At 61.2% G+C, this 11,658-nt stretch carries 12 protein-coding genes; 9 read left to right on the forward strand and 3 right to left on the reverse strand.

All coding sequences use genetic code 11. The annotated features are described in order from the left end of the window. Positions 1-21 precede the first annotated feature (21 nt). Positions 22-306, reverse strand: a complete 285-nt coding sequence (locus tag WA989_RS02465; protein ID WP_424338942.1) for a hypothetical protein — start codon at positions 304-306, stop codon at positions 22-24. On the opposite strand from WA989_RS02465, the gene WA989_RS02470 reads away from it, so the two are divergent. The 3 genes from WA989_RS02470 (at position 305) to WA989_RS02480 (ending at position 3,238) form a co-directional block, all read left to right on the forward strand. After that, a complete protein-coding gene (locus tag WA989_RS02470) occupies positions 305-1,279 on the forward strand; it encodes a DMT family transporter (RefSeq protein WP_424338943.1) in 975 nt (324 codons plus the stop codon). The genes WA989_RS02465 and WA989_RS02470 overlap by 2 nt on opposite strands. Before the next feature lie 57 nt (positions 1,280-1,336). Beyond that, positions 1,337-2,128 carry a glycerophosphoryl diester phosphodiesterase membrane domain-containing protein gene (locus WA989_RS02475; RefSeq protein WP_424338944.1) on the forward strand — a complete coding sequence of 264 codons (792 nt, stop codon included), beginning with the start codon at positions 1,337-1,339 and terminating at the stop codon, positions 2,126-2,128. Between the two features lie 93 nt (positions 2,129-2,221). Further along, positions 2,222-3,238, forward strand: a complete 1,017-nt coding sequence (locus WA989_RS02480; RefSeq protein WP_424338945.1) for an SDR family oxidoreductase — start codon at positions 2,222-2,224, stop codon at positions 3,236-3,238. 71 nt (positions 3,239-3,309) lie between these two features. Here the strand turns inward: WA989_RS02480 and WA989_RS02485 are convergent, their stop codons facing one another. Further along, on the reverse strand, positions 3,310-3,930 hold the full coding sequence (locus WA989_RS02485; protein WP_424338946.1) for a hypothetical protein: 621 nt from the start codon (positions 3,928-3,930) through the stop codon (positions 3,310-3,312). Positions 3,931-4,081: 151 nt separating this feature from the next. After that, complete coding sequence (locus tag WA989_RS02490) at positions 4,082-4,267, reverse strand: DUF1674 domain-containing protein (protein ID WP_424338947.1); 186 nt, start codon at positions 4,265-4,267, stop codon at positions 4,082-4,084. A gap of 113 nt (positions 4,268-4,380) precedes the next feature. On the opposite strand from WA989_RS02490, the gene htpX reads away from it, so the two are divergent. The 6 genes from htpX (at position 4,381) to WA989_RS02520 (ending at position 11,564) form a co-directional block, all read left to right on the forward strand. After that, on the forward strand, positions 4,381-5,286 hold the full coding sequence (gene htpX, locus WA989_RS02495; RefSeq protein WP_424338948.1) for a zinc metalloprotease HtpX: 906 nt from the start codon (positions 4,381-4,383) through the stop codon (positions 5,284-5,286). Beyond that, positions 5,283-6,563, forward strand: a complete 1,281-nt coding sequence (locus WA989_RS02500) for an RsmB/NOP family class I SAM-dependent RNA methyltransferase (protein WP_424338949.1) — start codon at positions 5,283-5,285, stop codon at positions 6,561-6,563. The genes htpX and WA989_RS02500 overlap by 4 nt, the downstream gene beginning before the upstream one ends. A gap of 114 nt (positions 6,564-6,677) precedes the next feature. Next, complete coding sequence (locus WA989_RS02505; protein WP_424338950.1) at positions 6,678-7,175, forward strand: glycine zipper 2TM domain-containing protein; 498 nt, start codon at positions 6,678-6,680, stop codon at positions 7,173-7,175. Between the two features lie 97 nt (positions 7,176-7,272). After that, the gene (gene rpe, locus WA989_RS02510) at positions 7,273-7,932 is read left to right on the forward strand and encodes a ribulose-phosphate 3-epimerase (RefSeq protein ID WP_424338951.1); all 660 of its coding nucleotides are present in this window, start codon (positions 7,273-7,275) and stop codon (positions 7,930-7,932) included. 30 nt (positions 7,933-7,962) lie between these two features. Continuing rightward, the gene (locus WA989_RS02515; protein ID WP_424338952.1) at positions 7,963-9,690 is read left to right on the forward strand and encodes a heparinase II/III family protein; all 1,728 of its coding nucleotides are present in this window, start codon (positions 7,963-7,965) and stop codon (positions 9,688-9,690) included. Further along, positions 9,687-11,564 (forward strand): polysaccharide biosynthesis protein, encoded by a 1,878-nt coding sequence (locus WA989_RS02520; RefSeq protein WP_424338953.1) that lies wholly within the window; start codon positions 9,687-9,689, stop codon positions 11,562-11,564. Before WA989_RS02515 ends, WA989_RS02520 begins: the two co-directional genes overlap by 4 nt. The last annotated feature ends 94 nt before the right edge of the window (positions 11,565-11,658 follow it).

Here is an 11,658-nt window from a genome sequence, read left to right on the forward strand (position 1 = left end):
TGGCAGACAAGGGCTAGCGCCTTAGCTGTCGGTCTCGGCGCGCAGGCCGGGAATGCCTTCTACGGCAGTGAGCAGGCCCTCAAGCGACGCGGCCGCGGCAACCTTTCGGTCACGCTCGTCAAACAGCTCGAAGCCCTTATCTGTCTTGCGCAGCGGGAATTTGCGCCAGTGGGCGCGTGTGCGATAGAGCCAGACTTCTTCAGGTTCGGCGCCGGCCGCCGACCAGCCGGTCCAGACATGGTCGGCCGGAACACTGCGCCAGAGTTGATCGATCGCGTCGAGATCGGATTGGGAAAACGTCTTCATGAATGAAAGCACCCGCCAGTCATCAGAGCCTGAGACTAAGCGTCAGGGCCTGTCTGGCAATGCCCTTGGCGCAATCTTCATGCTGCTGTCAGGGCTGGGCTTCACGGTCTACATCGTGCTGTCGAAGACGCTGACCGAGGACGTCCACCCGGTTTTTCTCGCCTTCTGGCGCTCATTCATCGCCTGTCTCATTTCCGTGCCGGTGATTATGCGGGCCGGGATTGGCAAGCTGAAGACCCGGCATCCGGGCTTGCTGCTGCTGAGATCGCTGTTCGGAACCCTCGGCTTCACGCTGGCCATTGTGGCGATTTCGGCTGACTTCGATCTGACCTTCTCGCAGTTCAACGCCATCAGCTTTTCGCGCTCGCTCTTTGTCACGGTGTTGGCGGCAATCGTCTTGCGCGAGACGGTGGGCATCCACCGTTGGGGCGCGGTCGGGGTCGGTTTTCTTGGCGTTCTCATCATGGTGGTGCCGGGCGTCTTCATCTTCTGGGCCGCGAGCGGCGGAGACGGGTTCAGCCTCGACCTCGGGACGATGACAGCGATTGCCAGCGCCTTCTTCCTGGCCTTTGCGATCGTGCTCGTAAAATCGCTGAGCGCCGAGCTTTCGGCTGTCGCGTTGCTGACCTATGCGAATGTCCTGTCATCAGTCCTGCTGCTGCCCTTCGCCATCTATTACTGGTCGACCCCCGATCTCGAGACATGGGGCTGGATCATCGTCATGGCCGGCGTCGGTTTCGTCGCTCAGTATTGCTACATCTCCGCGGTCAGCGTTGGCGACGCCTCCTTCATCTCGCCGCTCGACTATCTCCGCCTGCCCATGGCGACCGTGGCCGATCTGATCATCGTTGGCATGTTGCCAGGGATGAATGTCTGGATCGGGGCCGCCATCATTATCGTGTCGGCCGCCTACATCACCTTCAGGGACCGCAACAAAAAGGCGCAGAAAGTCAAAGTTCTGACGGATCGCTAAATGGGCCATATGACCGGGTAGTGTGACGCAACTTTCTAAGTATACTGGACGCGCGTCATGGCTGAAAGGGGACCGGGAATGGACGAAAAAGCGCTTGATATTGGCTATGTGATCGAAACGACGATCAAGGTAATCCGCGAGCGGCTGACGGAGCTTCTTCTTCTGGCCGTCATCTTCATCGCCGTGCCCCAGATCGTCCTGTCCTTTCTGCTGTCGGCCATGTTCGATACTGCTGTCCAGACCGGATCCATAATGCCGAACTTTTCGTTCAGCCTGCTGATCGGGACGATTGTTGCCGCGCTCCTGCCCATTCTGATGCAAGCGGCTGCCGTCTTCACGACGGTTGAAGCGCTGACCGGGCGCCCGTCAGATGTCGGCCGGTCGGTCGGTGTCGCGCTGGCCGTGTTCCTGCCGCTGCTCGGTCTGTCGATTCTTATGGGGATCGGCCTGTCTATAGGTTTCATGTTGCTCTTCATTCCCGGGCTTATCCTGCTGACCTATTGGGCGGTGACCGTGCCCTCATTCGTGATTGAAGACACAGGGATCATCGGCGCGTTCGAGCGCAGCGCCGAGCTGACAAAAGGTCAGCGCTGGCGGATTTTTGGGCTGATGGTGCTGGTATGGGTCGTCTATATGATTATCGGCGCTCTTTTCAGCGTGCTCTCGCTCGGCAATGTCACGGCGCCAACCTCAACGCAGCCCTTTTCGCTGATCGGCGTCATCTTCAATACGTTGATCGCCATGATCAGCGCGATTGTCAGTTCTGTCGGTGTGGCTGTTCTTTATGTGCATCTGCGCGATCTGAAAGAAGGCACGTCGCCGGAGCGAATATCCGACGTTTTCGGCTAAAACGGCCCTGCCACGCCGTTTTCACGTGCGAATTGTGAACAGAACTGTTAATGTTCACGAGACCGCATTCCGTAAACGCGCTGGAGGCTCCCGATGCAGACCGTACTTGTCACCGGCGCGACCGGGTTCATTGCCTCGCACCTGATCATGAACCTTCTCGACCAAGGATATCATGTGCGCGGAACGGCCCGATCTGCTGCGAAGGGCCGCCGGCTGAATGAGGTCCTGTCGGCCCATGCAGGCCGCGACATCGATATCCCGCTGGTCGAAGCCAATCTCAAAGACGACGCCGGCTGGGCGGATGCGCTGAACGGCGTCGATTATGTCCAGCACGTCGCCTCACCCTTTCCGGCCGACAAGCCAAAAAGTGCGGACGAGCTCATCATTCCGGCGCGTGATGGCGCGCTTCGCGTGCTGAAAGCGGCGAAGGCCGAAGGCGTCAAGCGGGTGGTGATGACCTCTTCCATGGCGGCTGTCGGCTATGGCTTGGGCGACAAGCGTCCGGCCAGGTTTGATGAGACTAACTGGTCCAATCCGGACAATCTCAAGGACAACACCGCCTATACCAGGTCGAAGACGATCGCAGAGCGCGCGGCCTGGGACTATGTGAACGGCGAGGGCCAGGGGCTTGAGCTTGCGGTCATTAACCCGGTGGCCGTCCTCGGGCCGGCGATGAGCGAAGATGTCTCTTCGTCGCTACAACTCATCTCGCAACCGCTGGAAGGCAAACTCCCGGCCTATCCGAAACTGAGTTTCGGCGTTGTCGATGTGCGCGATGTGGCAGAAGCCCACGTCCGCGCAATGACGCTGGACGAGGCGGCGGGCGAGCGCTTCATTGTCGGCGACAGGGTGATGTGGATGGAGGAGATCGGCGAGGTTATGCGCCAGGCCTATCCGGACCGGAAAATACCGAAGGGGACGCTGCCGAACTGGGCCGTGCGTCTCTTCGCCAATTTGAATCCGTCGCTGAAACAGATCCTGCCGGAACTCGGAAAGGAGCGGGATTTCTCGAATGAGAAGATGAAAACCGTACTCGGCATGACGCCCATTCCGGCAGAAGACGCGATCAAGGCCAGTGCAGAAAGCCTGATCCGGCTCGGCATCGTCTGAAGCGCGCAAAGAAAAAGGCCAGCCCGTGGGCTGACCTCGTTCCGTCCCTGGTTATTTCTTCTGGCGGTGGGCTAGTGGCCCTTGCCGCCGCCGCAGACATGGCAACCGCCGCCGCCTTTTTTGCCGCCGCCCTTAAAGCCGCCGCGGAAAGTGAGCGAAGCTGCTGCTGAGGCCATCGCGCTCGCAGACGCGCTTGAACTTGCGCTTGCATAGGCAAAACCGCCGCCGCCGCCATAATATCCGCCATCAACGCCACTACCGACGCCGCCGCCGAACCCGCTAATGTCGATGCGCATACCACGTTCAACGACATTGTGTCGGCGAGGCGGCGGTGGAGCATAGCGTGGCGGAGGCGCAGGGCGCGTATCGCCGCAACACTCGCCGCCGGTCGTGTAGCGATTGACGTAAGTGCGCGTCTTGGAGTCATCGATGTACCGGCGAACAGTGCCGCCCGCATAGGCGGTGTGACCGGACGAAATGGTCTGGGCTTTTTGCTGCAGCGGCGGGCAGGACCAGGTGTCGGTCTCGGCATCCACCAGATAGCAGCCCGGCTCGGGCGGGGTCAGCTCATGGGCTTTCAGGGGCGCTGGGCCGCGATTGTAGGTTTTGTTGGCGTATCCATCCGCGACAGCCGGGGCTGCAAACAGGGCGATTGCGCCTGCGAGCACGGCAAGTCTGTAGCGTATTGGCATACAATTCGCCTCCTGAGCGAAAATGTCTGGCATCTGGTCACTGCGTCGCAAGCCTGAGGCCAGAGCGCAGTAAAATGGCTCGTGGAGGCGAGTGCAAACTGGTTAACCCGAGAAGGGAATCGGACACACGCGGGGCGTGCACCTGCGAGCGTTAGAAATCGTAGGTAATGCCCTTGCGCTCCCAGTCTCCAAAGCGGGTGGGCTCGCGATTCTTCGGGCCGCCGGATTCCTTTTCGCGTTCGGCTTCCAGCGCCTTTTCATGCTCGATCTGGGCCTCGCGGCGCGCCTGTGCTTCGGCGAGCGCGCGCTGGGCTGCGGGTGGTATGTCTTTGCTCATGATATTTCTGTCATTTGCCACACACATGACTCCCACATGCGTTAACACTTTCCATATAATCGCCTGTAAGAGATTAGAACCAGAACCCTGGTGATCAAGGAGCGGTCTAACCCGTGGGCACAACCAAGACATTCATCCTGCTGGCCGCAATGACGGCACTGTTCATGGCCGTTGGCTACCTCGTCGGCGGCGCGCTCGGCATGGGGATCGCTTTTGTGGTCGCGCTGGTGATGAACGTGTTCTCCTACTGGAACGCCGACAAGATCGTTCTGAAAATGCAGGGCGCGCGGGAAATAACCGACGAAGAGCGCTCGCCTGTCCTGCAGACATTTGCCAGTGACACACGGGCGCTCGCCGAACATGCAGGCATGCCGCATCCGAAGATTTACATCATCGATACGCCGCAGCCGAACGCATTCGCGACAGGGCGCGACCCGAAACATGCGGCTGTTGCCGCGACGACTGGCCTGCTCAACATGCTCAACCGCGAGGAAGTTTCCGGCGTCATGGCACACGAGCTTGCCCATGTTCAGCACCGCGACACGCTAACCATGACTGTGACCGCAACGATTGCGGGTGCGATCGGCATGCTCGCCAATTTCGCGCTTTTCTTCGGCAATCGCGAGCGCGGCGGCATTATCACCTCTATCGCGATCATGATCTTTGCGCCGATGGCCGCCGGCCTTGTGCAGATGGCGATCAGCCGGTCGCGCGAATATGAAGCGGACCGTCGCGGCGCCGAGATTTGCGGCAACCCGGCCTGGCTTGCGTCCGCGCTTGAAAAAATCGACCGCGGCGCGCGCTCGACGCTCAATAAACGCGCTGAAGCCAATCCGGCCATGGCGCACATGTACATCATGAACCCGCTCAATGGCCGCAGGGGCGACAGCCTGTTCTCGACCCACCCGTCAACAGCCAACAGGGTTGAGGCCCTGCGCAAGCTCGCGGCAGACATGACTGTCGGGTCGATGCCCGAAGCAGCGGCCGCGAATGAGCGCGCCACTGGGCCCTGGGGATGAGCGGCGCGAAATCTAGACAGGCGGCCGCCGATCTTCTCATAGAAACCCTCGACAATCGCCGGACGCTCGATGAAGCGATGGCGACCTCAGAGCTTTATGAGCGGCTGACAGGGCCTGACCGCGGCTTTGCGCGGGCCATGGCGAGCGCAGCGCTGCGCCAGCTCGGCCGGATCGACAAGGGGCTTGCGCCTTTCCTCAACCGCTCCATCGAAACAGCGACACCGCCGGCCCGAGCACTGCTCCGGATTGGCGCGGCGCAGGCCTGGCTGATGGAAACCCCGCCGCATGCTGTGGTCAGTGAGACGGTGGATGCAGCCAAAGGCTGGGCGCGGGCGAAATCGGCCTCCGGCTTTTTGAACGCGGTCTTGCGCAAGGCCGTGTCCGACCGCTCACATTTCGACAAGGCCCCCGTCACAGCGGTCTGGCCGGACTGGTTGACGGTCGCAATGATGACGAGCCTCGGCGTTGAGGACGCCGCAAAAATTGCCGAAGCGCAGCTCGATGAGCCAGACCTGCACCTGACACCGAAAGACCCGCAAAATGCTGGCGCGCTTGCCGCGTCGCTGGAGGGCGAGGCCATCGGGCCGGGCAGTGTCCGTGTGCCGACCGGGGGCGTCTCCGATATTGAAGGGTTCGAAAGCGGCGACTGGTGGGTGCAGGACGTGGCTGCGGCCTTGCCGGTCAGATTGCTTGGCGTGCAGCCGGGCGAGACCGTCTTCGACCTCTGCGCGGCTCCGGGCGGCAAGACCATGCAGCTGGCTGCCGCTGGTGCAAAAGTGACTGCGCTCGACCGCTCAAAGGCGCGGCTGAAGCGTGTTGAGGACAATCTGGAGCGCACAGGTCTTTCGGGCAGCGTCGATATCGTGGCCGACAAGGTCGAGGACTGGAGCCCGCCTGCGCCCGCAGACCGGATCCTGCTCGATGCGCCCTGCTCTGCGCTCGGCACGCTGAGGCGCCATCCGGAAGGGGCCTGGATCAAGGCGCCCGATGATATTGCGCGCTTTCCTGAAATTCAGGCGCGACTGATTGAGGCGTCGCTTCAAATGCTGAAGCCTGGCGGCACGCTCATCTATTGTGTCTGCACGCCGCTCAAGCGCGAAGGGGTAGAGGTCGTCGAAAAAGTGCTCGCCTCTGGCGGCTGCGCCCGGGCTGGTTTCTCGGCCGAAGACCTGGGCGAGTTCGCCAATGGCCTGACAGAAGATGGCGATGTCCTGACGTTGCCGAACGGCAAGTTCAGCCATGACTTCTTCTTTATTTCGCGTCTCACGCGAAACTAGACGCTCCAGAGCCAGAAATAACGGCAAATCGTCACAAAAAAGCCCGCTCGAATTCATATGCCGTTCAGCGGGAATTTCCGATACTTCGGTGTCCAATGTGCAAAGGAGCACGAAATGACAACTGAGACCAATACCGTAAAAACGCCGAGCAAGATGATGGCCGGCGCCTTCGCTGCCCTGACGCTCGCGCTTGCGGGTTGTGCCAGTGGCTATGGGGCCAACACCGTGAGTTCGACAGGTGTAGGCTATGCTTCAACCGTTCGCGAAGGCACTGTGACCTCTGCGCGTGAAGTCACGATCCGTCCTGACAAGTCGATTATCGGCGTTGCAACGGGCGCCGTCCTCGGCGGTCTTGCAGGCTCCGAGCTTGGCGGCGGCGACAAGGCCCAGACCGCCGGTGCTGTCGGTGGTGCCGTGCTTGGCGGTGTCGCCGGTAATGAGCTTGGCAAGGGTGTGAACACCCGCCGCGGCTTTGCCTATACGATCCGTTTCGACAGCGGCGACCTGAAAGAGATCGTCCAGGGAGGCGACATCTACATTCAGCCCGGCTCGCGCGTCTACGTCACCTTCGGCGCTGACCGCGTCACCGTGGCGCCGATGTCTGCCTACTAGAATGATCCGGTCCCGGTCTGCGAACCGGGCGAGAGATTGAAAGTCGAGAACCGCCGTCAGCCTTGTGCTGGCGGCGGTTTGGTTTTAGGCGATAGCCATGTCTGATGTCCTGATTTCTCCTTCGATTCTGTCAGCTGACTTCGCCAAGCTCGGCGAGGAAATACGCGCCATTGATGAGGCTGGCGCCGACATGATCCATGTCGACGTCATGGATGGCCATTTCGTCCCCAATCTGACCTTCGGCCCGCCTGTCATCGAAAAGCTGCGCCCGCACACCGACAAGCCGTTCGATGTGCATCTGATGATTGCGCCGGTAGACCCCTTTATCGACGCTTTCGCCAAGGCCGGGGCGAACATATTGACGGTTCACCCGGAGGCCGGCCCGCATATCCATCGCACGCTGCAGGCGATCCGCGCGGCTGGCATGAAGCCGGGCATTGCGATCAATCCCGGCACGTCTGCAGATGTGGTCGATCCGATCATCGATGATATCGATCTGATCCTGGTGATGTCGGTCAATCCGGGCTTTGGCGGCCAGAGCTTTATCGACAGCCAGCTGCGCAAGATCGATGCGTTCCGCAAGAAAATCGACGCAAGCGGGCGTGACATCATCCTTGAAGTGGATGGTGGCCTTAATCCTGCAACCGCACCAAAGGCCATCGCTGCAGGTGTGACTGCCATCGTCGCCGGGTCAGCTGTGTTCAAGGGTGGACCCGACCAGTATGCTGGCAATATCGCGGCGCTGCGCGTTAGATAAGGCGAGCCGTTTCAGGTGATCAGGCAGGACATGTCAGTCGAGTTTGCAAATTCAGGCCCTGCGCACCGCCGGTCACCGGAGGAAGACGCGGAGTTGTGGTCGAAGCTGACCGGCAAGAGCGGCGAGGAAGCCACAGCCAGCCCTATCCATAGATTGAAAATTGCCGGCACAGCGCCTGAAGGGTTCGGGCTCTATCCGCGCGCCATTGTGCCTGCCGACGACATGCGCGGCGAAAGCCTGATGCGCGATGTCTGGCGGATCGGCATGGACAAGATGGAAATGCCGCCCGGCCGCCCGCCCTGGGCTGCTGAGCTTCCGTCCCGGCACTTCTCAGACCGCCTGCACCGTTTTGACTGGCTCTGCGACGTGTTCACCCAGGGCGACGCCGGCGCAGACCGGGCGCGTTTTCTGGTCGATGACTGGATTGAGAATTTCGGCCGGTTTCATGGCTTTGCCTGGCGCGCAGGCTGCACTGCAGACCGGATCTGGAACTGGATGGTGTGCGGACCGGCGCTGTTTGAAATGGGCGGGGAAGAGGCTGTGCACCAGCGGCTCGATGTGCTGGCCCGGCAGGTGCGCCATATTGAATCGCTGTATGACGACTGCATGGAGCCGGCCGCACGCTGGCGCATTGCGGTCGTTCTCGTCCTCAATTCAATCTGCCTGAAACGCGGCAAGGGACTGCCTGAAGCGCTCGCGCGGCTCGAGCATGAATGCACCGCCCAGATTCTTCCCGACGGCGGACATGTGACGCGTGCGCCGGCCCGCGGGCTCCGGTCCATGATTGAGCTCTGTGTGCTTCGCGATGTGATCGAGCGGTCCCAAAGAAGCGTTCCGGCCTTTGTTCAGAGCTGGATTGAGCGGCTCGGCGGAATGGTCGGGTTTTTCCGCCTCGGTGATGGCGCGCTTCCGCCTTTCAATGACGGGCATGAAAGCCTGCCGGAAACGGTGGATGCCGCGATCAGCCAGCTTGGCAAGTCGCCGCGCGGCTTCACGGTTGCGCCGAAATCGGGGTTTCACAAACTCGCCAAGGGATCGACCGTACTGCTCCTCGATGCCGGCAGTGCCCCCGAAGAACCGTTCGGGGACTGGGCACATGCCGGCGCGCTCGGCTTTGAAATGCACGATGGCCCGGCCCGGTTGGTGACCTCGTGTGGTTTCAGCCCGGAAGTGGACGTCGACTGGCAGGAGGCGGTGCGCCGCACCAGTGCCCATTCCACGCTGATTCTCGCCTCTGAAGATTCGGCCTCATTCGGTCGAAATGACGAGACTCGGCTGACTTTTCCGACCGGGCCAGAGGGCATTTCTGCCAAACGGCTCGAGGAGGCTGACGAAATCTGGCTCGATGCGCAGCATGGCGGTTACAAAAAGCAGTTCGGACTGCTGCATCGCCGCCGTCTGTTCATGTCCGGCAATGGCCGCAGGCTTGCCGGCGAGGATTCGCTGGCCCGGCCTGTGTCACAAGGCGCTGCAGAAACCGACAGGACCGTGCCGTTCGTGATCAGATTTCATCTTCATCCCACTGTCTCGGTGATGATGGGAGACACTTCCATTAGACTTGAGACAGAATCCGGGGCAGTGTGGCGCTTCAAGACGAGCCATGAAGCGGCTCGTATCGAGAAAACGGTTTATCTCGGGCGTGGCGTGATAGAAAAATCTTCCCAGATTGTCCTTAGCGGACGTGCACAACCAGAAAGCGATGGGTCCGGCCCGCCAAACTGCGTGCGCTGGGCCTTTCTGAAGGACACTCCTGCATGACGCCGCGCGACGAAGCCCGGCGCGCCATGGCGATCACCCTTGGCTTTGACACAGGCGCGGCCGGTTTTGCGATGGCCGTTGCAGTGTCGTCGCGCTGGCTGTCAACGGGCGGGGCGCCGCCCAATGCGTTGCAATCGGGCCTGATGGCCACGGCGACCTTCGCCCTTGTGGGCCTTGCCTCCTTCTACCTGCTTCGCGTTCACAGACAGGTCTGGCGCCATTCCGGCTGGACCGATGCGGTCAAGATCATCCAGGCGGTCGGCCTTGCGACGCTGATGTTCCTGCCGGTCATGTTTCTCTGGAACCGGCTGATCGGCTTTCCGCGAAGTGCGATTCTGATCGCCGATGTGGTCTGGCTAGCCATCATCTTCCTTGGCCGGATGATTGCTCTGGGGCGCTCGACCCGCCGGCCTTTCCAGATCTTCTTCTCGCGTGTCCAGCCGAATGCGCCGATCGCGCTTTTGATCTCGAAATCGATTGAAGCGCCAGCCGTGCTGCGCTCGCTGAACCAGGACGACAAGGGGGCGAAAGTCCGCGTGCTGGGGCTGCTGGAGCCAGATGGCGCCGAGTTTGGCCGGGCTATTCGCGGCGTTCCTGTGATGGGCGGGCTCGACGATCTCGGCAAGGTGCTCGACCTGCTTGCCGTACGCTATGGCCGCACGCCGCTCGTTGCTGTGTCCGGCTCGGCGCGCGAGCGCCAGTACATGACGCAAATTCTCGAAGAAGCGGCCAACCGCAAGACAGAAGTCATGTCGCTCGATGCAGGGCTCGATGGCGGCGCGATGCTGCCGGTCCGCCCGGCTGACTTGCTCAAACGACGCGAGCGTGTCCTCGACAGCCGCCCTGTTGCAAACCTGATCGAGGGCTCACGCGTCTTCGTGACCGGCGGTGGCGGCACGATCGGGTCCGAGCTTGCCCGCCAGTGCGCGGCGATGAACCCCGATTTGCTGACCCTTTTCGATTCCTCTGAATACAATCTCTACGAAGCCGACCTGTCCCTGCGTAGCGAGTTTCCGAATGTCCGGATCCAGTCAGAGCTTGGCGATGTGCGCGATGACATCCGGCTTGGCCGGGCGATCCGCGATGCCGATCCGGACGTGATAATCCATGCCGCCGCGCTGAAACACGTGCCCCTGATGGAGCACAATGTCTGCGAAGCCATCCTGACCAATGTCGGCGGGGCGGTTAAGACCGCGAAGGCGGCCATTGCGGGTGATGTGGCCAAGATGGTCTTTGTCTCCACCGACAAGGCCGTCCATCCGGACAATGTCATGGGCGCGACCAAGCGGCTCGCCGAAATCGCCGTGACTCGCCATGCGCGCGCCTCAGATCTCGCCGTGTCGATGGTCCGGTTCGGCAATGTGCTCGGCTCTTCGGGGTCGGTTGTGCCGCTGTTCGAGCGCCAGATTGCTGCCGGCGGCCCTGTCACCCTGACCCATCCGGATGTCACGCGCTACTTCATGACGGTGGAAGAGGCCTCGGCCCTGGTTCTCCAGTCGGCGACGCATAATGGTGCGCCGGGCACCTCGTCGCTCTATGTGCTGGATATGGGCGAACCTATCCGCATCAAGGCGCTCGCTGAAGCGATGATCCGGCTGAAGGGGCTTGTTCCCGGCCGGGACATCGAGATCAGGACGACCGGGCTCAGAGCCGGCGAAAAGATGCATGAAATGCTGACCTATAATCACGAAGAGGTCCACGCGATCGGCATTGAAGGCATCTACAAGGTCGCCTCAGAGCAACAGTTCGCCAATGATTTCGACGAAGAGCTCGACGAGCTCCTCGATCATGCGCGCAATCGCCGGCGCGAAGAAGCGATCATGTCGCTTTCAAAGCTTGTTCCCGAGTACAAACCCAAACATATGCGCGAGTGAGACAGTCTGCTCTGTTGACCTCGGTCTCGCCCGTGTTACGGCAGCGCCAGACCGGCCCTGTTGCAGAGAAAGTCCCGCCATGTCCGAGCGTTTC

The organism is Henriciella sp. (genome assembly GCF_049649345.1).
In the GTDB taxonomy this organism is placed as follows: domain Bacteria; phylum Pseudomonadota; class Alphaproteobacteria; order Caulobacterales; family Hyphomonadaceae; genus Henriciella.